17 protein-coding genes and 5 pseudogenes are annotated in these 23,523 nt (G+C 63.9%); 14 read left to right on the forward strand and 8 right to left on the reverse strand.

All coding sequences use genetic code 11. The features are described 5' to 3' along the window. The 3 genes and pseudogenes from epsI to metH form a co-directional block, all read right to left on the reverse strand. Nucleotides 1-490 (reverse strand): EpsI family protein (epsI, locus tag IPP90_10475; GenBank protein ID MBL0171142.1); only part of this gene is annotated, 490 nt, incomplete at its 3' end. Between the two features lie 195 nt (nt 491-685). Beyond that, nucleotides 686-1,393, reverse strand: a complete 708-nt coding sequence (locus tag IPP90_10480) for an exosortase/archaeosortase family protein (protein MBL0171143.1) — start codon at nt 1,391-1,393, stop codon at nt 686-688. Nucleotides 1,394-1,568: 175 nt separating this feature from the next. Continuing rightward, nucleotides 1,569-5,152, reverse strand: a pseudogene (metH, locus tag IPP90_10485) (methionine synthase). Between the two features lie 155 nt (nt 5,153-5,307). Between metH and IPP90_10490 the strand changes: the two are divergent. After that, nucleotides 5,308-7,107 (forward strand): annotated as a pseudogene (locus tag IPP90_10490) (bifunctional homocysteine S-methyltransferase/methylenetetrahydrofolate reductase). A gap of 263 nt (nt 7,108-7,370) precedes the next feature. Here IPP90_10490 and IPP90_10495 read toward each other — a convergent pair. The 4 genes from IPP90_10495 to IPP90_10510 form a co-directional block, all read right to left on the reverse strand. Further along, nucleotides 7,371-7,742 carry a class I SAM-dependent methyltransferase gene (locus IPP90_10495; GenBank protein MBL0171144.1) on the reverse strand — a complete coding sequence of 124 codons (372 nt, stop codon included), beginning with the start codon at nt 7,740-7,742 and terminating at the stop codon, nt 7,371-7,373. Between the two features lie 40 nt (nt 7,743-7,782). Beyond that, on the reverse strand, nt 7,783-8,085 hold the full coding sequence (locus IPP90_10500) for a hypothetical protein (protein MBL0171145.1): 303 nt from the start codon (nt 8,083-8,085) through the stop codon (nt 7,783-7,785). Nucleotides 8,086-8,430: 345 nt separating this feature from the next. Next, nucleotides 8,431-8,826, reverse strand: coding sequence for a hypothetical protein (locus tag IPP90_10505; GenBank protein ID MBL0171146.1), 396 nt, complete (start codon nt 8,824-8,826; stop codon nt 8,431-8,433). A gap of 10 nt (nt 8,827-8,836) precedes the next feature. Next, nucleotides 8,837-11,455 (reverse strand): IPT/TIG domain-containing protein, encoded by a 2,619-nt coding sequence (locus IPP90_10510; GenBank protein MBL0171147.1) that lies wholly within the window; start codon nt 11,453-11,455, stop codon nt 8,837-8,839. Nucleotides 11,456-11,620: 165 nt separating this feature from the next. Here IPP90_10510 and IPP90_10515 point away from each other — a divergent pair. From IPP90_10515 to IPP90_10565, 11 genes and pseudogenes are all read left to right on the forward strand, one after another. Beyond that, a pseudogene (locus IPP90_10515) lies at nt 11,621-12,781 on the forward strand (acyl-CoA dehydrogenase family protein). Between the two features lie 52 nt (nt 12,782-12,833). Then, nucleotides 12,834-13,337 (forward strand): VanZ family protein, encoded by a 504-nt coding sequence (locus IPP90_10520; GenBank protein MBL0171148.1) that lies wholly within the window; start codon nt 12,834-12,836, stop codon nt 13,335-13,337. A gap of 142 nt (nt 13,338-13,479) precedes the next feature. Beyond that, nucleotides 13,480-13,938 carry a hypothetical protein gene (locus tag IPP90_10525; GenBank protein MBL0171149.1) on the forward strand — a complete coding sequence of 153 codons (459 nt, stop codon included), beginning with the start codon at nt 13,480-13,482 and terminating at the stop codon, nt 13,936-13,938. Nucleotides 13,939-14,491: 553 nt separating this feature from the next. Then, the gene (locus tag IPP90_10530; GenBank protein MBL0171150.1) at nt 14,492-14,929 is read left to right on the forward strand and encodes a hypothetical protein; all 438 of its coding nucleotides are present in this window, start codon (nt 14,492-14,494) and stop codon (nt 14,927-14,929) included. After that, entirely contained in the window at nt 14,893-15,192 is a 300-nt protein-coding gene (locus tag IPP90_10535) for an aldehyde dehydrogenase family protein (GenBank protein ID MBL0171151.1), read from the forward strand. The genes IPP90_10530 and IPP90_10535 overlap by 37 nt, the downstream gene beginning before the upstream one ends. A gap of 546 nt (nt 15,193-15,738) precedes the next feature. After that, nucleotides 15,739-15,909: a hypothetical protein gene (locus tag IPP90_10540; protein ID MBL0171152.1), complete on the forward strand. Its 171-nt coding sequence runs from the start codon at nt 15,739-15,741 to the stop codon at nt 15,907-15,909. Between the two features lie 96 nt (nt 15,910-16,005). Further along, a complete protein-coding gene (locus IPP90_10545) occupies nt 16,006-16,224 on the forward strand; it encodes a YggT family protein (GenBank protein MBL0171153.1) in 219 nt (72 codons plus the stop codon). 216 nt (nt 16,225-16,440) lie between these two features. Further along, nucleotides 16,441-16,593 carry a hypothetical protein gene (locus tag IPP90_10550; protein ID MBL0171154.1) on the forward strand — a complete coding sequence of 51 codons (153 nt, stop codon included), beginning with the start codon at nt 16,441-16,443 and terminating at the stop codon, nt 16,591-16,593. Then, the gene (locus IPP90_10555; GenBank protein ID MBL0171155.1) at nt 16,590-16,931 is read left to right on the forward strand and encodes a fasciclin domain-containing protein; all 342 of its coding nucleotides are present in this window, start codon (nt 16,590-16,592) and stop codon (nt 16,929-16,931) included. Before IPP90_10550 ends, IPP90_10555 begins: the two co-directional genes overlap by 4 nt. Before the next feature lie 94 nt (nt 16,932-17,025). Then, nucleotides 17,026-17,573 (forward strand): annotated as a pseudogene (locus IPP90_10560) (fasciclin domain-containing protein). A 1,137-nt stretch (nt 17,574-18,710) separates the two neighbouring features. Beyond that, complete coding sequence (locus tag IPP90_10565; protein ID MBL0171156.1) at nt 18,711-19,061, forward strand: hypothetical protein; 351 nt, start codon at nt 18,711-18,713, stop codon at nt 19,059-19,061. Between the two features lie 663 nt (nt 19,062-19,724). Here IPP90_10565 and IPP90_10570 read toward each other — a convergent pair. Then, nucleotides 19,725-19,898: a hypothetical protein gene (locus tag IPP90_10570; GenBank protein ID MBL0171157.1), complete on the reverse strand. Its 174-nt coding sequence runs from the start codon at nt 19,896-19,898 to the stop codon at nt 19,725-19,727. Nucleotides 19,899-19,996: 98 nt separating this feature from the next. On the opposite strand from IPP90_10570, the gene IPP90_10575 reads away from it, so the two are divergent. Then, nucleotides 19,997-20,203 (forward strand): hypothetical protein, encoded by a 207-nt coding sequence (locus tag IPP90_10575; GenBank protein ID MBL0171158.1) that lies wholly within the window; start codon nt 19,997-19,999, stop codon nt 20,201-20,203. Nucleotides 20,204-21,638: 1,435 nt separating this feature from the next. Then, nucleotides 21,639-21,734: pseudogene (locus IPP90_10580) on the forward strand (hypothetical protein). Nucleotides 21,735-23,523 lie beyond the last annotated feature (1,789 nt).

Consider the following 23,523-nt stretch of genomic DNA (forward strand, 5'->3'; position numbering starts at 1 on the left):
CATCACGCAGCAGATCCCATTTCACACGATACTCACTGCTCTCCTGTCTGCCGCGTCCCTGATACCAGTAATAGACCAATGCGCGAACGCCCTGGTTGGACAGGATGACGCGATTGGTCTTGCCACCGGCGGCTGCGCCCGGCAATGGTACTTGCGCGCTGGTGAGTATCTCCCAGCCCGCTCCCGGCATGCAGTTTTTCGGGGAGTGAATCGTCTTCCCCTGTACCTGTCGATCATAGTAACCGACATACACGCTGAATGCCGGCACCGAGTCGCTGCGGAATTCCCGCATGACGTAGTGCGACATCCCCGCAACCCGTTGCTCCGCGGTGTCGATCACCACATCATGGCCCACGTAACCGAGCATGATGTTGGGGATGCTGGAGATTGGCTGGACGGGTGGCACGATGTGCTGCGCGCGCATACCGGACACCAGCAGCACGCCAAGGCCAAGCACCATGGCGGGAACAAATGAAGCGGTGCGGTTCACGATCCTGCCTCCTGACCGTGTGTGTGTGTGCGTGGGAAGAGACGTTCCAGGCTACTCAGCGCCCAGGCCAGCATTGCGGTTACAACGAACGCGCCTCCGAACATCACCATGCCTTCGCTGGTATGCATGAAGCCCTGCCCCATCTCCGGACTGACGTAGAGCACCAGGAATCCGGTCAAAAATACGCGGACTCCGTTAATCAGGATCGCAACGGGAATCGTGAGCGCAACCAGCACCATGCGGAGGGGCCAGGTGCGCAGAAACAGCGCACCCATCAACACGCCGAGACTCAAGAGCGCCGTGAGTGATCGAAGCCCGCTGCATGCCTCCGCGACGAACAACTCCTGTCCAGGCACGCGAATCACGTTGCCGGACAGCCTGACGGAATGCGCTCCACCACAACAATCCGGCGCCGATTTCCGAGGCCATGAACTGCAACGGCAAGGCCACCGAGGTTAGTATCACTTCCGGAATAGGGACAGACAAAATCACCAGGGAGAATGGCAGCCACCAATGCAGGAGCTGGCGAAATCCCGCATGCCAGACGACAGGCGCTCCAATGGCGAGTATCATCGAACAACGCATGACAAACAGTTCGGCAGCGAGTTCCGCGGCATACCGGAACACGACCGCGCCAATCAGCATCAGGAGGCCCAGCACATGCTGCGGGCGAGCGTGCTGATGGAGACCTGCGCGAAACGCCAACCAGAGCGACAGGGGGCGCCAGCAGCAGTCCAGTCCACGCCCTGAATTGGGATCGTTCCACCATGCGTCGGCCAGCAACTGCGCGGGTTTTTCGCGAACAGCAGCACAAAGGCAATCGCCGTGAGGGCCCGTGGGCAACGAGCGCCAACGGGGCTGCGAGCGAATGCCGAGGATTCCGCCCTTGGTTGGCATCGCCAAAGAAAGTGGGAGCAGTCGCGGAGCTATTCAGGTTTGAGGTCAGCGCACCGGCGCGCGTCGAATCGCGCGACGAGGTGCCGATTCCAATGATCGCCGCGGCCAGCCGCATGGAAGACGACCGGCGACGGGGTACTGTCACTGTCCCGGTATTGAAGCGAACACTGTCGAGCGCGGTTTACCACTGGGTTCCCATCCCGAAATATCGGCTTTCCGGGCGCCAGAAGTACCAGCCACTGACGCTGGCCCCGGGGGGTCATGGCGAAGCTCTCCGTCAACCGCATCCCAGCGCGGTCAACGGCCTGAGTCAACTCAAAGAGCGGGCCCTTGGCTGTGTGGTCTGGACAGGCCGGATACCCCGGGGCAGGGCGAATGCCCTGATAACGTTGCTTTATGAGGTCGAGGTTGGCCAGCGCCTCGTCGGCTGCGTACCCCCAGAACTCGCGCCTGACCCGCTCGTGAAGCCGTTCCGCGAACGCTTCGGCCAGACGATCGGCCAAAGCCTTGGCGATAATCGACCCGTAGTCATCATGATCGGCTTCGAACTCGGCGACGAGTGATTCCAGGCCGTGCCCGGCGGTCACCGCGAAGGCGCCCGCATAGTCAGAATCCGCGCCGTCCGGCGCTACGAAGTCCGCCAAGACGGTAGTTAGGCCGACCGGTACCGCGCTTGTCCATCAGTTGTCTCGGCATGTCCAGCCGGGCCACGACCTTCGTGCGCGAGCTATCGGCGTACAGCTCCAGTGTTTCATTGATGGCGTTCGCCGGCCAGAAGCCGAAGGCGGCACGGGCTTCCAGTCGATCGTCCTTGACGATCCTCGCCAGCAATGCCCGCGCATCGGCAAACAGCGACCGCGCCGTTTCACTTCCTGATGGTCCCCGGAGGATGGCCGGATAGTGCCCCGTCGGTTCCCATGTCTGAAAGAACGAGTCCAGTCTATCCGTTCGACGAGTTCCGCGAGCGGATACTGGGTCAGCGATCTCGGGCCCGTGAATGTTGGTACCGGCACAGGAACGTTCAGGTCGATCGTCGCCCGATTCGTGCGTGCCTCTTCAACTGAGATCAGTCGCTGATTGGCGCCGCGAGCGGCCCGCGCTACGCGAATTCCCTCGCATCCGGTTCCGGACATCCGCTGCGAACAATGACTTTCGCTCGTCGCTGAGCAAGGCGCTCGTCACGCCAACAGCGCGCGAGGCATCAAGCGCATGCACCACCGGACCGGCGTAGCTCGGTTCGATCTTGATCGCCGTGTGCGTCTTGCTGGTCGTCGCTCCACCGATCAGCAGGGAAGAGTGAAACCCTGTCCTTTCCATCTCGCTGGCCACAAATGTCATCTCTTCCAACGAGGGGGAGTAATCAGGCCCGATAGACCGATAACATCAGCGTGTACCTCCCGCGCCGTGTCCAGGATCCTTGCGCATGGCACCATGACCCCCATGTCCACGACTTCATAGCCGTTGGACATTGCAAGTACCCGCCTACAATGTTCTTGCCGATATCGTGCACATCCCCCTTGACCGTCGCCATGAGGACTCGGCCAGCGCTCCTGGATGAGGCGGTCTCCGAGGAGCCTCCGATGAACGGAATCAGGTGCGCGACGGCTTTCTTCATTACCGGGCGCTCTTGACCACCTGAGGCAGGAAGAGCTTACCCGCGCCGAATAGATCTCCGACGACGTTCATGCCGCGCATGAGCGGCCCTCATCTCATCGATCGGATGCGATGCGGATTGCCGCGCTTCCTCGGCATCCTCCACGACCCACGTGTCAATACCATGCACCAGTGCGTGGGACAGCCGGTCCTCGACCGGTAGGTCGCGCCACGCCAGATCCGTGGCCGCCTTCGCCGCGCGGCCTTGGGCCGAATCGGCGACGTCCAGTAATCGTTCAGTGGCGTCGGGACGTCGTGCGAGCACAACGTCCTCGACGCGCTCGCGCAGGTCGGAAGGAATGTCCTCGTAGGGAAGCAGCTGCCCGGCGTTCACGATACCCATGTCCATGCCGGCGCTGATGGCGTGGTACAGGAAGATGATGCATCGCCCCGCGCAGCGTTGACTGCCGAAACGAGAACGACATGTTGCTGACACCGCCTGAAACTTTGGCGCGGCAGCGTGCGCTTGATCTCGCGCGTCGCGTCGAAGTACGCCTTCGCGTACTCAGCATGCTCCTCGATGCTGGTGCCGATGGCGAAGATGTTCGGATCGAAGATGATATCCTGTGGCGGAAAGCCCACCTCCCCCGTGAGCAGCGCGTAGGCGCGCGCGCAGATCTCCACCTTACGTGCACTGCTGTCCGCCTGTCCTTGCTCGTCGAACGCCATCACAATCACGGCGGCGCCATACCGGCGCACCAGTCGCGCCTGACGCAGAAACCCGACTCCCCTCGCCCGAGGAAATGGAATTCACAACGCCCTTGCCCTGCTCAAACGAGGCCGACTCGATCACCGTCCATGCTGGAGTCGACCAGCGATGGTATCGCGAAATGTCGGGCCGGACGCGATCAGGTTGGAGGAACGTGACTCATGGCCGTCTGGGGAATCCAACATGCCTTCATCCATGTTCCCATCAATGATCTGCGCCGCCACCTCTGGCATCGCGCCACGACCAACGCGTCGCTGTAATTGCCCTCCAACACGAGTTTCGCAAACTTTGCCGAACCGGTCACGTTGGTCCGTTCGCCAACATTGACGAAGTTCGTGTCGGGGCCGATCGTCATCGGCTCCAGCCCAGACAGCCGGAGCAGCGGCTCAATAGTGGGAATCGCCCGAGGTGCCACACCTTGCACCGCATCGACAATCGCGCGGATGTGTTCCGGCGTGGTGCCGCAGCAACCACCGACAATGTTCAGCAAGCCGCTGGTCGCCCACTCATGAAGTTGCCCGCCCATCGTCTCCGGCGACTCTTCGTATTCACCAAAGGCATTGGGCAGGCCGGCGTTGGGGTGGGCGCTTACCCGTGTATCCGCAATCCGGGCGAGTTCCCGCACGTGCGCCCCGCAACTGCGTCGCGCCCAGTGCGCAGTTAAGCCAATAAAGCGGTACGCGTGGGCCAATGACGTCCAGAACGCCTCGGCCGTCTGTCCGGAAAGCGTTCGACCGCGTCGGTGATCGTGCCGGATCATCACGGGGACACGAACTCCGTGATCCTCGAAGTACTGTTCGATGGCGAACAGTGCCGCCCTGCATTGAGCGTGTCGAAGATCGTTTCACGACGAGCAACAGGTCGGCCCCCGCCGTCAGCAAGCCATTGATGGACGTGGTGTGGCAGACACCAGTTCGTCAAGTTGACGTTTCGGGCACCAGGATTCTCGACCTCGGTGACAACGACGCCGTGCGATTGGTGGGACCAAGCACGCCCGCCACAAAGCGGGACGTGTCGGCTCGTTGGCGCCAACTCGTCCCGCGATGCCCCGAGCCAGCGCGGCAGCGGCGGCATTGAGTTCGTACACCAACTCCTGCATGCCGTAGTCCGCCATGGAAACGGCGTTCGCATCAAAGGTGTTGGTCTCGAGGATGTCCGCACCGGCCTCCAGATACTGGCCGTGAATGGCGCCGACGATCTCTCGGTTGGGTTATCGACAGGAGGTCGTTGTTCCCTTTGAGGTCTGAGGGCCAATCCGCAAATCGGGCTCCGCGATACTCCGCCTCCCCCAGCCGGTAGGTCTGGAGCATGGTCCCCATTGCGCCATCGATCACCAGGATACGATCAGCAAGGAGATCAGGCAGCATCGAGATTCGGGACGCGCGGTTCAGTCTGGTCGTCATCGGGAGTTACCTTTGTCTTGAGATTCCACGAACAAGCTATTCATGACGACCGCCGACACGAAACCGACACTTCAGGACGCGTCCGACGAACGAGCCGAGACGCCGCGTTGCGCCGACTCCTCGACGCCGAACAGGTGGTACTGTTCGACGGCGCAATGGGAACGATGCTTTATGCGCGCGGAGTATTCATCAACCAGTGTTACGACGAACTCGTCTTACGATCGCCCGATCTCGTGCGCGAGATTCATGAGGCATACGTGAAAGCTGGGGCGGATGTGCTGGAAACGAACACCTTTGGAGCGAATCGGACCAAACTGGCGCAGTACGGACTTGACGGGCATGTGGTATCCATCAAAGCTCGTGAGGCAGCCGGGCCCAATCGGCTGGTGGCGGGGGCGGTCGGCCCGCTGGGCGTTCGATTGGAGCCCTACGGCGCGACCAGCCGAGAGGAGGCTCGAGAGATATTTCGCGAGCAGATGGAGGCACTGCGCCTCGGCAGTGTTGACTGTTTCCTGCTGGAGACCTTCTCCGATCTCGAGGAGCTGGAGCAGGCGATCTTGGCGGCACGGGACGTCGACGGGAGCGTGCCAATCATCGCCTCAAGCGACAGTGGGCCTGACCTGCGCACCGCGTACGGAGCCACCCGAAGACATCGCGCGCGCGCTTGACTGATGGGGGTCGATGTCATCGGATTGAATTGTTCCGTCAGGCCACAGACTATTCCTGAGGCCATCGAACGAATGTCGGCTGTCACCACCCGCAAGCTGTCGGCACAGCCCAATGCGGGCATGCCACGCGACGTGGGCGGGCGCTCGATGTACATGGCAAGTCCAGAGTATATGGGCACCTATGCGCGACACCTCGTGCAAGCCGGCGCCAAGATCGTCGGTGGCTGCTGCGGGACCACGCCGGAGCACATCCGGGCCATGATGGAAGGGATCCGACCGCTGTCGCCCAGATCGCACCAACGAGTTGTGGAGTCCTGGACCTCATCCACTGCGACGACCGCTGAACCGCAGGGTCGACAGACGATGCCGCTGGAACAACGCTCTCGCTTCGGTGCGAAGCTGGCCAGTGGTCGTTTTGTCACCTCGGTCGAGATTGTACCCCGCGGGGAGTGGATACCGCCAAACTGGCGCTCGATGCGACCGCACTCGCCAGGGCTGGCGTGGACGCCATAACGTTCCCGATGGACCGCGCGCGCAGAGTCGGATAGGCGCAATCGCCACTAGCCTGATTATCGAGCGTCATGGTATCAAGCCGTGACGCACTATTGTTGTCGCGACCGGAACCTGTTGGGCATGTTGAGTGATTTGCTTGGCGCGTCGGCGCTGGGACTTCGCAATATGCTCCTCATCACGGGCGACCCCCGAAGATGGGGCCCTATCCTGACGCCACCGCCGTATTCGATATCGATGCCATCGGCCTGACCAACCTCGTGGCGATGCTGAACAGGGGACTGGATCCTGGTGGGAACCCGATCGGCGAGCCCACGCAATTTGTCATCGGGGTTGGCGTGAATCCCGCCGCGATTGACCTGGCGCATGAGTTGAAGCGATTTCTCTGGAAAGTGGAAGCCGGAGCGGAGTACGCCATCACGCAACCGGTATTCGATCCGGAACAGCTGGACGTGTTTCTCAGGTCCATTACCGACATTCGAATCCCGATCGTGGCCGGAATCTGGCCGCTGGTTTCCAGCGCGGAACGCGGAATTTCTTGCCAACGAGGTCCCTGGCGTCACCGTACCCGACGCCATCCTTCACCGCATGCGCCGCGCGTCGGAAAAGAGCAAAGAGCATGCGTTGCAGGAAGGTCTCAGCATTGCCCGCGAGATGCTGGAACGCGTGCGCGACAGCGTGCAAGGCGTGCAAGTGAGCGCGCCATTCGGTCGCGTCGAGTTGGCGCTGGAAGTGTTCGGGGACTCCGGTTCGGATCGCGTCCCGAAGACTCTCTGAGCCACCACATTCACTGGAGCAGCGTCGACTCGACGAAGCTGGTGGTAGATGAACACCGGGAATTTGAAAAATGTCGGTCCGACCGAGTGTTCCCCAAGCCGGAGCGGAGTTCTTCTGATAGTACCGTCGGAGCCGCGCCTCCGGACTGGTAAATGGTGTCACCGACAAATCCGGGAAGGCGCGGTAGCCGCTCCATCGATACACCCAGCTGTTGATCAGTGCGCGCACACCGTACACCCGGTGCTTCCAGTCGTCTCCGGCTACTAAGTAGCGTAGGAAATAGCCGGCCCCATGATAGGACACCAGGCGACGCCGCCGGGTTTGAGCACGCGGGCCCATTCGGCGATCGCGCGGGCCTCGTCGGTATAGGGCACCACCACCTTGCAGATCAGCCCATCGAATTGCGCCGCGGGAAACGGCAGGTTTTCGGCCAGGGACTGCGTCGCGTTGAAACCACGCGCCTTGGCCTGATCGACAAGCGCGAACGAGTAGTCGACGCCTGTCACCTCGCATCCGCGATCGAGGAGGGCTTGCATCTGCTCGCCTTCGCCAAATCCCACATCAAGCACACGCATACCGCGCGCGAAGCGATCAAATGTAAAACGCCGGTTATGAAATCGATCCCAGAACGTCATGAAGGCAGTCCGTGGTGAATATCCGACAGGTGAACGACTATCAATGCCGCTTCCAGACGCCCCAACGACCGTGGAATCCATTCGCGACCGCGCGAAACGTGGCAAGCTGCAACGACAGCATCCAGCTGAGAGTGGTTCCGACGCGCTGCCGCAGCGGAGCCACGATAAGGACGAGTGTCAGAACAAGACCAACCACCGTTGCAACGGCGACCGGGAATCGCATTGCCGTCTGCGCCGCGGGCTGTAGACCGGCGGCCATCGCGATCACCAGCAGGACGGGCGTGGCCAATCGCGCGAGCTTATGCAGTACAAACTGCACGACTATCGGATTGCGTACGCTCACTACCTTTGGGAGCAGACGAAGCAACTGCAGCACACCCGTCAACGTGCGTTCCTTGCGAACGCTTTCCGCCTCGGCATTGAAGACGCGCGCTCGTCGGTAGCCACGGCTGCGGGGGTGAAGCCAACACGATGGCCAGCAAGCACCAGCGCCATGGGCACGTAGACATCATCTAGGAGCGTGCCACTTGGTACAACCGGCCAAGACGAGCGGCGCGTCGCATAGACTGCACCGGTGACTCCAATACTCGAATGAATGATGGCTTCGTGGTACCGAAGCCACTTCTCCCCGGCCCAGTAAAGGTACATGGGTGAGAACCGGCTGCCGACATCACCGTATCCGCCATAATCAATACATCGCCGGTTTGCCGCCCGGACTCCCGCATTTCAGCGCACCGGCCTTGCCTTCCGGCTCATCACCTGCCACGACGCGCACGCGAGCATCCCTGTTGTCGAATGCGGGCGAACCCTGCAACGGCGCCCCTGAATCCACGGCAACAATGACTTCCAAGAGCTCGGCCGGGTGCTCAGTGTCCAGCGCATTGGCTACTCGCGCAGCGATCGCCGATTGCGTATCGCGGGTGGCTATCACGAGGCTCACTCGTCGGTGGCGTGATCGCACGTAGTCCGGTTGAAGCGGGCGCCGGACCACCAAGGACACGAGTCCTATCGCAAGCGGATAGCCGATCCAGATGAACAGGATCGATGCAACCGCTCCGACCGCAATGGTTGCCGAAATCGTCACACTGTGAAGACTACTGGACCCGCACCACCGCAACCCGCAAACTGCTCGGCGGCACACTTGCCCCGCCTTCGCCGCGCAGCTCCAGCAGCTGGCTCCCCGTCTGGGCGCCTTCGAAGCTGAAATAGCTGCTGCTGAACGCCCGCAGTTTGGCCACCGGCAAGGTGAACGACCCGAACGTCATAGCGCGCGCGCGCAGCGGGCTGGCCACGAACGATCCGGGATACGTGGCCGCCAGTCCGGCAAAGACATCGGCCACGTTCCAGCTGGGGAAGGTCAGTTGCCGGCGCGCCGGCACGAAGTCCGCGAGATCATCCACCGCGTTGGCCAATGCCCAGTCCGCCAGCATCTCGCCCGCCGGGCGTCCGGTGCGCTGCGCCAGATTGCTCAGTCCCGTGAGCTGTCCGCCGCGCACGATATCCTTGATCCACGTGGCTTCATTGCCGGCATACTGGTCGGCGGCCCAACGCACCAACGACCAGCCGCTGGCGTAGAAGGTGAAGTCGCCATTGGCGGCCGCGCCAATCGGGGTCAATGTATCCACGCCACGCATGTACTGGTGCAGCACGGAGAAGTGCTTCCACATCATCAGCGGCCGGTCGTCGCACTGGTACACTTCGCACCGCACGGTGGTCTGATACCCGACGTTGCCCTTCCAGGCGCCGCCGTCGGCGAACGTGCGTGAATACAGCTCTTCGGCGACCCGCCCCAGGCTTTCTTCCAGCCAGGACTCTTCAAACGGCGTCCCATTCACAAAGCGAATGGCGAAAGAGGCCAGGTGCTTGCTCTCGTGCATCACCGTGCCGCGCAGCGATCGCCGCCATTCCGTCGGGGATTCGGCGGCGTTGGCCACGCGCGCGTAGAACACGTCGTCCTCGTTGCTGGCCGCAAACGTGCCTTTGGGATAGGAGTTGCACGCCGACACGGATCCCGCGACCCCCGGCAGCGAGTCGGTCACATACCGGGTGAACAGCATGGTCACTCGACCGTCACCGCCCATGGTGGCGTTCATCGCCAATGGGTCGCCGACCTGGTCCACCATGAGCGGATACTGCACGCGGTCGTACTCGTCGCCAATCAGGGCATACTGCTCATCCATCGTGCCCGCACGGGGCGCGGCGAGGTCTTCCAGTACCACCGACTTCGCGCCCGCATAGACCACGCGCGCCCGGATATCACGGCCGGCGGTGCAGCTTCCGTACAACGCCTTCATCGTCACGGTGTCGCCCAGTGACATCGGCGCGCGGGTGGACGCCATCGCGGACGCGACACCGGCGGATTTCATTCGTGATAACGCACGCCAGGTCGGCGCGGGCGAACAGAAACGCGCATTGATGACGCGCTGAGCATAGAGATAGTCATCGTGCCGGGCCTCGGCCTTCTCATCGCTCGCCATCTGCGCCAGAGCGGCGGACATGCGCGCATTCGTGCCCGTCGACGACGGGGTGAGCGACGCCATCTGCACAGACGATCTGGGCGTCGCGGCGTGGCCGGCCAATGCCCCGGCCCCTGCGCCACGCAACTCGAAGCCGGATGTGGCCGCGGCGGTCACACTCGTATTGATCACGGCCACCACGTACTTCGCGTTCACGGTATTCGCTGGCGCGACCAATTCGGTGCAGCGCACCTGATCGACGTCGAGGATGTTGGCCGACTCGCCCTTGGCGAGTGCAATGCGGGTGGCCGTCCGAAACGGCGTCGCGAGTTGACCGCTTGCCGCCGCAATGGTGACCTTGACCGGTTGGGCGGCGGTGGCCATGCAGCCATACGTCGTTGGCAACAGGGCCTCGATGCGCGACGCGGACACGCGGATGACCGTGGCCTTCACGCCGGCCACGGTGAGATCCACCGCGTCGGCGGCCAGCGCGAAGCCGGTGCCTTCAACCGTGATCGACGCACCCGGCACCAACGTATCTGGAGAGACGCGGGTCACCACCGGCACGGCGGGATCAACCAACACCGTCAACCGTGACGACGCGGTGTCAACAATCGCCCTGATGAATGCGGTGCCGCGCCCGCGCGCGATAAACTGTCCAGCCGACGCCACCACCGCGTCGCTGCCGCCTTCCAGCGTCAGCGTCGGCACGACCCCGACCGTATTACCGTACTTGTCCGCGACAGTGGTCGCGAAGTGAATCGTGTCCCCCAGAAGCGTGACACGAACCAGATCGGTGGAAAGGCGAACTATGGCCGCACGGTCGGCCACCGCATTGGCACCAAATATCACCGGTGCCAAGCCGGCCACGTTGGCGGTGAGACTCTGCAGTCCCGCCAGGGTGCCCAGCGTCCAGCGCACCGATGCGACGCCGTTGCCGTCGGTGGTTGTTTCTGCCGAGCTGACTCTGCCGCCATCGCTGGCCATCCAGAGGACCTTGGCACCGCCCAGAGGGCGACCATCCGAGCCGGTGACCGCGAGCCGTACCGGTGCATCCAGCGTGCTGCCGACGGTTGCCGTACCGGCGATTTGACCGACGGGCGTTGAATTGGTGGGAGAAATCGGCGCTACGGCGTCAGAACCGCTGCACGCCTGCAACAGCGCCACACCGCATGCCATCACGCCAGCGGCACGCGTCGCTCGGCCGAATCGGCGGGCAACGCTGTAACTGTTGGAGTTGAAGGCGATACGGGGCATAGTGGGCTGCGTCACGTAGGTGGTAGAATCCTGCACACATCTACAGATGCCGCAAGGGGCGTGCCGAACTCATCCATATCCGGTACCGAAAACGGCCCGGCGATTGGTGTTACCTTCGGTAGGGTCTTCCCTGCTTCGCCTTCAGGTTCCCCAACCGTCCGCCCGATGACCAGCAGCGTCGAGAATTCGCGTTCCCCGCTCACCATTCTTTCCGAGGAAGAGGAGCTTTTTCGCGCTGCCGTGCACGAATTGGCGGAGTCCGTTGTGCGACCGCGGGTTCGCGATATGGAGGAGGCCGGAAAGCTTGACCCGGCCGTGACGGCGAAGTTTGTCGAGCTGGGTCTGATGGGGATCGAGGTTCCTGAACAGTTCGGCGGCGCCGACGGCACGTTGATGATGGTGACGCTGGCAGTGGAAGCGCTCAGCACGGTCGATGCGGCGGCGGCCATTCAAGTCGATGTGCAGAACACGCTCGTCAACTATCCGATCAATCGGTACGGCACCGCCGAGCAGCATGCGCGGTTGTTGACCCGGTTGACCAGCGGCACGATTGGCGCCTACGCGTTGTCGGAGCCCGGAAGCGGATCGGATGCGTTTGCATTGGCGACGCGTGCCGAACGAGTGGATGGCGGATGGTCGTTGAGTGGCGCGAAGGCGTGGATCACCAACGGCGGCGAGGCCGACATTTTCGTGGTGTTCGCCAATGCCAACCCCGATGTGGGATACAAGGGGGATCACGACCTTCATCGTGGAACGCGGCATGCCGGGTTTCTCCGTGGGCCGCAAGGAAGAGAAACTGGGGATTCGCGCGTCGAGCGACGGCCCTGCACTTCGACAATTGCGTGGTGCCTGATGCGAACGTCGTTGGCGCGGTCGGCACCGGCTACAAGATCGCCATCGAGACGTTGAACGAAGGACGCATCGGTATCGGCGCGCAGATGATTGGCGTGGCGCAAGGCGCACTGGACGTCACGGTGGCGCACCTGAAAGAGCGCAAACAGTTCGGCAAGTCGCTGGCCGACTTTCAGGGCATCCAGTTTCAGGTGGCGCAAGCAGCAACCGAACCCGGCGGCGCGACTGATGGTGGCAACGCGGCGCGCCCCAGGACGCCGGCCGCTGACATCGCGCGTCAGGGGCGCGATGGCAGGTTGTATGCGTCAATGTGCGGAACGCGTCACGTCGCTGTGCGTGGAACTGTTTGGCGGCTACGGCTACACGCGCGATTATCCGGTGGAGAAGTTCTACCGGGATGCGAAGATCGGCACGATTTACGAAGGCACCAGCAACATGCAGCTGCAGACGATTGCCAAGGCGGTGCTGAAGTAAACCGGCAGTCGTGAACGGGAAGCATTTGAAACCGCCTCGGGGAGTACTCCGTATGAAGCGCGCGACGGTGCCTGATCGCGTGGTCGGTTTGCCCCTGGCGGTTGCGCCTATCGCCCTCGCGACGCTGCTGCCGGCGCGCGGAAATGCCTTCAGCCTCGCTGCCGTGTGGTGCCTGACGTGCCGCCCCATCTGGCTGGCGGACGCGATCAGCAACGTGATCCTGTTCTTGCCACTGGGGGTGGTGCTGGGCGCGCTGGGCATGCGCACGTCGCGCGCGTTGCTGACCGGGGCTGTCGTTTCGCTGGGCATCGAGCTCCTGCAACTGTCGGGATTTCCATCGGGCCGAAGCGCAGCGCCGATTGGGTCACCAACAGTGCGGGCGTCTTTCTGGGAGCCGGGCGGTGCATCAACGCGCATGGCTGATGCACCCTTCGCCGCGGGCGGCACGTGGTTCTGTTCGCGGGTTGGACCGTGGCCATTGTCGCGATGGTGGGCCATCGACTGGGCGCTCGGCCCCTCGCAGTGCGTGCCATCGCGTCCGGTCCGGTCGCGCTGAGTCCTCTACCCTTCACCCCCGGATACGGTTGGTTCGCCGGCTTCGCCGAGGGCCCCTCGGTGAACGGTGTGTCACTCGCCCATGGAGGCACCGGTCCCGTTATCGCGTTACGCCACGCGGACGCGTACGCGCGGCGGTCAGCGTGCGTGGCCGTGATGGTCGTGACGACGTCGTCCCGATCGTTTTCGTGCATGCCCGTGGTGATACGGTGGCATTCCTGTTGCTGGCGCAGCGCGGCCGAAGCGCGGTATTGGGCACGACACGGAATAGCTGGCGCGCGGGTCTGCTGTCACCGACGGTCGCGTTGCCCGACGTGTTTGCTCCCGCCGCGCGCGCGCCCGATGCCGTGGTGACGCTGACCGCCACCGTGACCCACAACGCGCTGGACCTGACCCACGCGAACGCGACGGGTCCGTCCGGGCGACACGACCGCTTCTGTCGCCGCTCCTCGGGTGGTCGCTGGTGCAGTCGGTGGTCCGTTGCGGACTCCCATGGTGCCAATGATGACCGCGTTGTGGATTCTGGTGTGGATGATTCCGTGGGGTTATTGGCTGTTCAGAACGACGAGGGCGCCACATCGCTAAGTTCCGATTGTCCCTAACGCCTCCGTCCCCATGACACTTCACGCCGTTTCATCCGAGTTCAGCGTGACCACTGGCGCCGGGCATGCTGGACCCGAGTCGGCGAAGTCTCGGTCGCGCTCGCGAAGGCCCAACTCGCGGTGAATCGCGCGCGGGCCGCCCAGCCGGCGTGAGCGGCGTTGGGCGAAAGGGCGAGCCGCTGTCATCGAGCGATTCCGGCAGTTGGTACGCCGATCGGGCGGTCATTGGCTGCACGATTACCGAGGAATCGGGCAAGCCGCTGCCGGAGAGCTATGTCGCCGATGTGGCGATGGCGTTGGAAGGCGCGCGATTCCTGTCCCGCATTGCCGAAGCGAGCCGTTGGCCACGCGCACGGTACGTTCCCAAACGACGGCGGCATGGCGCAAGACCATCATCACGCACCACGAACCGTCCGCGTGGTCGCGGTGGTGAGCCCCTGGAACTACCCGTTCTTCTTCCCCGCAATGCACGCGATGACGGCGCTGGTGGCCGGCAACGCCGTCGCTCAAGCCCGAGCACACGCCACGTTGTATCGACCACATTGCGCGCCTGTTGCAGGCCGCCGGGGTTCCGGCCGATGTGTTGCTCGTGCCGCTCGGCGACGGTCGGATGGGTGCGGGATTGGTCAACGCGAGCGTCGACAAGGTGTTCTTTACCGGGAGCGAGCGCACCCGGACGATCAATCGCGGTCTCGTGTGCCCCGCGGTTCGTGCCCGTGTCGCTGAGAACTGGGCGGCAGTGACGCGGCCATTGTGCTGGAAGACGCCGATATCGCCCACACGGCCAGCGGCATCCCTGGGCGCGATTCCCAACGCCGGGCAGACCTGCGTGGCCGCGAAGCGTGATCGCCGTGGGGCGCGCCTACGACGCGCTGCCGCCGCATCTGCGCGCGGTGTGGCGGGACCGACCATCACCGGCGACACCGTCTCCCCTCGGTTTCGTCGCCGGCCGACATGGGTCCCATCATCTCGGCGCCACAGCGGGCGTTGATCATGGAGCAACTGCAGGAAGCGGTGGCGCAGGGTGCCCGCGTGGTGGCGCAACAGGAACCGCATCTGGTGCCGGCCCCCGCTGCGGACTCGACGGACCGCATGAGTGATCGACAGGTTCCCGCCGTGGTGCTGGCCGGTGTCACGACCGCCATGCGCGTCTGGCAGGAGGAAACGTTCGGTCCGGTCCTCGCGGTCACATGCGCGCGCGACCGAGGCAGACGCCATCGCGTTGGCCGAAAGTGGCACGCGTTACGGGGCTGAGCGCGTCCCGGTGTGGACGGGCGACCGCGCCCGGGGTGCGCGAATTGCCGCGCAACTCCACACGGGGCACCGTGGCCACCAACGACGCGGTGATCACCGCCGCTGGCCTGCTGGAAATCCGCACGCGGCGCCAAGGCGAGCGGTGTTGGTCGCATTCACGGGGTCGAAGGGGTTAATGGAGTGCGTGCGCACCCCACACGGTCGTCGACGACGCGTTCGCCCACGTGCGACAGCCTGGTGGTTTGGCTATGGGCCGGACAGCACGGCACGGCTCGACGCCTACCTGCGTGTGTCGCATGGGACGTTCTGGTGGTCCCGGCTCACGGGCTTACCGGGGACGATTCGCATGCTGTTGAGACCCGAACGTCCGCAGGGGTATTTTCCAGCATGTTCGGATCTGTCATCAGCGTCTTCGACGTCATTCTGGCCGCGTTGCGTCCCCGCGGTCTTCGCCGCCGGCGTACTGACCGCCGTCGCCGCCACTCGCGTCGTATGGCGTCCGTACGCGGAAGATTCCGCCGTTCTCCGCCTTGGCACGGTTCATCCGTGAACGGATCGATCCCCTGGTTGATCGCGCCAATGGAGCGTCGTCTGCTGCGCGCCGGTGGCACGCCGTACGCTGCGCCGTGGTGGACACTGGCCGCGGTGATTGCTCGGCGGTCCCTGCTGATTCCGGTGTCGGATTCCTGCGCGACCAACTGGCCATGTTGGCGGTAAGGGGCGCCACAGTCCCGGATGATTCTCTTTGTGTTGGTGCGCTGGACGTTCGGCCCGCTGCAGGGGCGTTGTTTGCGCGGGTGATTTCTGAGTTGGGTGGGCGGCTCGCCGTACTCTAAGTGGTGGCGATGGTCGCACGTGATCACGGAACCCATTTCTCGCCCCACTGCGGGAGTCATTCCGGACGTCGGCATGTTCGACATCACGATCATTGTCGCGTATTTCGGCTGCAACTGCTCGAGTCGGGTGATCTTGCGCGCGCCTCCAGATCCGTCCCAACGCGCCTTGACATATATCGCTGAGGTGGAGCGGTGAGGCCAGAGGGTGAGCAGAAGAAGCGTCAAGCGTGCGAGGGGTGAGTCGGTGAGGGCAGGACTGGGTGCTGCCCTCGTCGGCTGGGCCCACAAGCACCTCGACGGTTCGCTAGCTCACCCCTCCGGCCCCAACTCAACCGCTCGGAACGACGCAATGCCCTCGGAGTTGGATCAGTAAGCGCGATCCCGCGCGATCCTCGTGATCCGGAGTACACAGATGCGAAAGCTCTCCCTGGTGGTTGCGTCCAGCGCCGTGGGAGATGGCGGCGCGCTCATCGTTGGTGCGCAGGACAAAGACCTTGTCGAGACGGCGTTGGCGGCCAGCTTGTTCAAGACCTTCACGCGCACTCACCGACGCCGGACTGGTTGAGACGCTCAAGGTCCGGGCCCGTTCCGGTCCTGATTCCCAACGACGCCGCATTTCGCCAAGCTGCCCAAGGGGCACACTCGACGCGCTGTTCAAGGACAAGAGCGCGCTGCGGGAATATGCTCCCTATCACCTCATCGCGGGTCGCCTCACAGCCGACGACTTCTCGCATCTCTCAACGGCAAGGGACGCAGACGGTGGAGGGGGAGCGCGAGACGCGCATCGGCCGACCGGGCACGCAGTTGACCATCGGGACCGCCAACGTGGTGCGGGCCGACGTCATGGCGAAGAACGGCATCATTCACGTCATCGACACGGTGCTGATTCCGCCGGGTCGCTGAGATCGGACCGTCGCGTCGGACCATGTAACAAAGCGCATCGAGAACGACTCCGCTGGACACCGTGCATCCAACCCCGTGCGTTGTGGGAATACGGGTGAGTACGCGATTCACCTTCCAACAACTTCCTGGGAGCCATTTCGATGCGTCGTTCGATTTCGAAGCTGCTGTTTGCCGGTGCCGCCATGATCGCCCTGTCCACGCCGCGCGCGGCGCGGGCTCGAAAGACAAGGACATCGCTGAGACGGCTGCCGCCGCCGGTTCGTTCAAGACCCTGGCGACGGCGTTGACTGCCGCCGGCCTGATCGGAAACGCTCAAGGGCCCGGGTCCATTCACCATGTTTGCCCCGACCGACGACGCGTTTGCGAAGATCCCGAAGGCGCAGCTCGATGCCCTGCTCAAGGACAAGGTCGCGCTCAAGAACGTGCTCCTCTACCATGTACTCTCGGGCAACGTGCCGGCGGCCGAGGCGTTGAAGACTGTGGGCAAGGGCGTGAAGTGACGGTAGAAGGACAGGACGTGAAGATCACCGTGATGGGCGGCAAGCCGATGGTCAACGCGGCGCACATCGTCACCACCGATATCATAGTGGCAAAGAATGGCGTGATCCATTGATCGACGCGGTCATGCCGCCGACGAAGTAATCGCCGACATCGAAAGCGAGGAGTGCAAGCCACCGGGCTTGCCCTCCTCGCTTTCGTGCGCCAGACTTGGGGTCTCCTTCCCCCTTCCATGCGAATCCAATCGGCATTCTTTGGCGCGCTGCTTCTGGCCGCGCCGTCCGTCCTTCGCGCCCAGCGCCCCGCCACGTCGCCGCCGACCTGATTGTCACCAATGCGCGGGTGTATACCGCCGACGAGGCCAGACCCCTCGCGGAGGCGTTCGCGGTGCGTGATGGCCGCGTGGTCTTTGTCGGATCTCGGCAGGAAGCTAATGCGCTGAAGGGGCGCCAACACACGGGTCCTCGACGGCAGCGGGCAAGACCGTCATCCCGGGCATGGTCGATGCGCACGCGCATTTTCGGAGGACTCGCCCCAGACCCTGCGCTCGGCGTCGATCTCGTAGGCACACGCACCTGTGACGACGATTGCCCGCGTCGTCGAGCGCGCCAAGTCCACGCCCAAGGAGCTGGATCCAGGGGACAGGGGCTGGGACCAGAATGCCTGGGCGATACACGGTTTCCGACGCATGAGAAACTGTCCGCGGCCGTACCCGATCATCCGGTGGTCCTCACCGGTGACGGCCACGCGTCGTTGGTCAATGCCAGGCAATGCGCATCGCCGCGCTCACTGCGGCCGTGTAGGATCCGACTGGTGTCAAGTAAGATCCTGCGCGATGCGCAGGGCAACCCGACCGGCGTGCTGCGGACAATGCTGCGATATCGTCGACAGCAAGGGGTGCCCGCCGACCGCCGCCGAAACGCGCACGGCGCCTGGCGGGGGCGATCGGCGTCATGCATCAATGGGGCCTTACAGGCATGTGCATGATGCCTTAAGGCAGTCCCCGCGGGTTGATCGACCTGTATGAACAGATGGCGCAAGCGAAGCGGAACTGAATCTCCGCCCTGCTGTGATGATCGGTGACGACCATGGAAGGCGCTCAAGCATTATCTCGCAAGCGGCCCACGGTCGGCGCTGTACGACGGGAAGCTGTGGGTGCGCGCCACCGAGTTACGCCGACGGCGCGATGGGATCGCGCGGCGTTGCCGAAGTCGTATTCGACGACCCTAACAACACCGGCTTACGTTGAGCGCGCCCGCGCACATCCGCGTACGTCGCGGAATGCCGCGCCTAAAAGCGGCTTTTCAGGTGAACACGCACGCCATCAAGGATCGCGGCAATCGCGTGGTGCCCGATGACGGCGAACAGGCGCTCAGGTCCGCGCCCACGGCGGATCACGCTTTCAAAGCGTCGACGCACGCGCAGATCCCCTCAACTACGACGATATCCCGCGCTTTGCCCAGCCTTCGGGTGATCCCGTCGATGGCAGGCGAGTCACCGCAGACCAGTGACACGTACTGGATCGGTAAGCGCCTCGGTCCGACGCGCGTGCTGGGCGCGTATGCCTGGCGCTCACTGATCAACCCGACGTCGTCGTGCCCCAACGGCAGCGATTTCCCGGTGAACACGTGAATCCGCTCATCCCGTTCCACGCCTCCACTGCGCGTCAGGATGCCAATGACTGCATTCGCTTACGGATGGTTCCCCGAGCAGCGCATGACGCGCGAGGAAGCGCTGGAGCATGACGCTCCGGCCAAACTACGCCGCCTGCAAGAGAAGGAACTTGGCCTGCCTCACACCCGGCAAGCACGCGGACTTTGTGGTGCTGGACCAGGATCACGCGCGTGCTGTATGGAGTTGGTGCTGAAGACCAACGTGATGGCCACGTACATCGGCGGAAAAGAAGTGTATCGGGGCGAAACCGATGACGGCGTGAGGATCGTCTCCTGTTCCCGGCGGCCACCGAGATCGTCGCGTTTCGTGGGGCCACCGAGCATCCGTGGTATCACGCATGCGGGACTATCCGGCAGTGGTCGCGTCGCGAGCCCGCGCTCACCCGAAGCGCCATCGCCCACGGCCACGGCGACATCCGGTTCGACCCGGCCGCGATCGATGCGGCAGTGCGCGCGCTGTCCGGTCAGGGACACGCGCCGTTCACGCTCGACGAGTCGCGCGCATTCGCGCCCGGCATCCGAATCCGCCGCTCACCCAGGCGCTTTGGAGCGCTGCGCCGCATGGGAGACATGTGATCTGCGGGCGGCTGGCATCACGGCTGTGCCGCTCGCCCTCGCGTCGTCAGCGCTTGGCGGCACCACGCTGGACGGACTCCATGCCGATATCCAGACGATTTTCGGCGATTACCGGGCAAAGTGAGTTTATGGCGTCTGCTGGCCGGTTCGCGCGATCGTGCAGCGGGGGCACCGATGTTTCGGCGCCGGCGAAAGCGCCGAGGCCGCGGGCGGCGGTCATCGAGTGGACCTCTTCACCGGTATTTCTCGCGGGACACTGGGGCCCGGAACAAGTCCGACGCGCGGGCGGCGGGGATGTGCTGGGGACGGCGGGTGCTCATGCAGTCCCGGTCACGATGGGGTAAGGCGGCGGCCGAACCGGAGTCTGTGTTTGTGGCGCCCCAGGTGGGCGGCTTTCGCTGGCGCAGGCCATCGTGGGTGCCGGAGCGGCTGCCGCACGACGACGCGTGGGCCCAGCCGCACGGTCGGCAGGTTTGGGCGCTGGATGCCAACGGGCTGGTAGTCGCCCTGGGCCATGCGCCGTGAGCAGCGATCGAAACCATGGCACGGGTGATGAACCCGATGATTTTTAGCCAGGTGGATGATCGTCACAGCACGACGAATGGCCCAACTCACCTACATCTTCTACCGCCATCACCACCACCCGCACAGGCGAATCTTTTCAACAGCGTCGCATCCATACGCGTCGCCACTCTGCGCGCCCTTCAGGGCGCCGGACCGCCATGCCCGCGACAATCAGTAGCGCCTTCGCATCGAGCTGGCTTTACCGCGATAGTAGGTCACCGCACCGATCGCCGCGCCAATCGGCGGGACCAGTGCCGCGGAGCGACGTGCCCACGGGCCTGCTGCGTATGGAATTTGGCCAGGTAGATCATTGCGTGCCAGTACGACCACGATGCCGCCGCCGATGCCGAACACGCCGGACCAAGATTCCGGCGCCCAGTCCGGATTGCGAGAAGGAGGAGGTCATGCGGAAGCTCTCCCCGTCCGCGTCTGGACGCCAGTTTTAACCATTTTATCGGATGTTCGGACACCTCCTTTCGCCTTCCTCAAGTCCCCTGCTGGATACGTCTTTGGGCTTGAACGTTTGAGGCGGCCCCGGCACGCGTCTGGCGCCGAAGCCGCCAGCCGTTCGCGCAGGTGCGGGCTGACGTTGTTGGCAATAGTTTCGCAACCGTCGGGCGCCAGGGCGGCCCGACGATCCCGGGCTCGCTGGCCACCGCATCGACGAGATCGGGATCATTGTCACGTGGGTCGGACGAGATAAAATGGCTCTTCGGTCTGGCTCGAACCCATCGGCGGATGGGACCTGGTGGTGCTCGTCATTGGTGTAGCGTATCCAGCCTTCAAATGGAGACGGCGATGTGTTCAATGTGGCGTCATCGGCAAGAAGCCGATCCATTTGATGAAACCGGACGAACGGAAAGGTCTCAAAGATCAATGACCTCTGGGTCGATATCGTGCGCCGCGAACCGGGCCGAAGCGCTGGAGATATCGCGATCGGCGACGCCGGAGAAATGGATAGTCAGGCCCATTGACTCCTCAATCGCCGCATCGTCTCGCGCGGTCGACCGACTGATCGGACCGGCGCGTTCGTGGTGTGCTCGCCAGCGCTGCGGCGATATGCCGCGGTAAGCCCGGCAGGTGTGGCGCGTGTCGTCGCCGCGGGCGACCGCGCAGGAAGAAATCGGATATGCTGGTGGTGGCGCGCGGGTGGCGGCCCAGTCACTGGATGCCCAAGTACGGCGATCGCGGTGGATGCGGACGTTCGCGACGGATCATCTGGGCAAAGTGGAGAAGGCTGTTTTGGCGAGCACACGCCGGGCAGACACCCCGTGCTGACGCGCGCGGATCGGTGGTAAGCCCGGTCGCCTTCAGCCCCCGGCAGTCACACGGCCGATCGCCTGACAATATTCTGCACGGGTGCATCTCGCCGGTCGCTTCAACAGCACCGATGCCAGACGCGATTCACCTGACACGCAATGGCGTGGCGACCGCGCTGCCGTCGATTCCCAATCGCTACATGCACTCGCCGAACGAGATGGTCGCCGGATGATCTCGATCGGGTTGCGGGTTGATCATGCCGAAACGTGTCGTGCATGGTGACGAACGAAACGGATTTCACCTATGCTCGACAGGCAGGGGTGGCGCGACGCCAAATGCGCGGCAGGCTCGAGTGGCCGCCGCGGCGAATTTCGCATCGGCGTCGGGCCTGAGCGAATCGATGACCGGTTGCATCTGGGGCCGCGCGCGCGCATCAGTGCCTCCAATGCGAATCCACGAGTCACGCGGTTCTCGGAGGCGGCCGCACCGGAGAGGTCCTGGGACGCGGGCAGGGCGATTCGCAGCAATGGCTGGGTACTTTATGCTTCTGGCGCTGCCCAACCTGCGCCGGAGCGCGGCCAACATTTCCAGCGCGACATCTTCGTCGGATTCCCGCCGCCGAGTGGTTGGCTGCGGTCAGAGAGGCGCGGCAGTGCGTCGGACCCTCACGCCGCTGCTGGCGCCTGCCACAAAACTGAACGCCGCGGCCGCCGCCAGCGTCGGCGCACCTGGGCGTTGGAATCGCCCGATGACTCCTGAGCGCCTTCAGAGCGCCCTGACGGTGCGCAAACGCATCACTGCGCGATGCGGTACCGGAATACGCCTGTCGGCAATGATGCAGCAGGGGTTGCCAGGGTGTCGTCGGCGGGTTCTGACATGAATTTCCCCGAGCAGCGCGGAATACCGCACCAGCAAACCAGCGATTCGCCACGTAAAGCGCGTCCAGCAGTTCACTGGCACCGATGTCCATCGCGATACCAGCGTTTAAAAAGGTGCGACGAGATGCCAGCGAGTCGTCCGTCGTCATCAGGTGCCGTACGAGCGTGGCCACGCCGACATCCCCTGCCCGCGCGAAGAGTTGCAGGAGCAGCCCGGTCGGTGCCGTGGGGGAGGCGACCAGCGGGCGATCCAGCACCGTTTCCCGCGGCAATTGGCGGGGGGCACTTCCATCGCCAGTCGTCCGCCCGACCTGCCCATCCCGTGCAGGTGCGTCAGGCACTGACGGGCGATGCCCTCGATATCTCTTCGCGCCACCACGGCGCTGGGCGTCATCACCAGAGACTGCGCAAGGCGCCGACCGCACTCACGGTCGAGACCATCCCCCCGCGCCAAGCGCCAACCGCGCCTGCGCGTTGCCCGTGGCGGCGCTTAAGCCCCCGACGACATCCGTAAGCCACGGCTGGGTCACCAGCACACTCCACGTGCGCAGCAGTTCACCGGGGTTTCATCAGCGGAACACGGCAGCGAGCGCCGTGGTTGGCGTATCGCTGACCATCATGGCGCCACCGCGCGCGGGCTTCTGAACGGGATCAGACGCTGATAAGTCCCAACACGACGCTGGCGTCCCTGAGCCAGCAGCTGACCTAAGGTGTGAGCAGAAGTGTCTGCCCGGAGCCGCGCCTCCTCGTACCGTGGATAGCAACTTCCACGCCGAGTGTCAAGAAGTTTCCTCAGCAGAGTCAGCCCAAGAGGGTCCTCGATTTATGGCCTGCTGACTGATGGTGGACCCCCGCAAGAATCATGCGCGGCGCCCTCGATCACGCGATAGAGCATGGCACCTTCGCGTGAGCGTGCGCCGTGAGCTGGCGCAGCGTCTTTCGAACCGCTGATACATCGGGACGCGATGCACCGATCGCGGTAAGACCTGGCCGCTTCGACGGCCGCAATGTCCCGTTGCAGGCAAGTCTTCCACAAGCAGTCTCCGGAAGCTCGGCGTGCCACCGATCGCGACGCCTGTCCTTCCGACGCCACTCGCACGGCGCCCGGGCAACCGCGTTCGGGCGGTGGGAGTCTTTCGGGCG

The sequence above is a fragment of the Gemmatimonadaceae bacterium genome, assembly GCA_016720905.1.
Lineage (GTDB): Bacteria > Gemmatimonadota > Gemmatimonadetes > Gemmatimonadales > Gemmatimonadaceae > Gemmatimonas.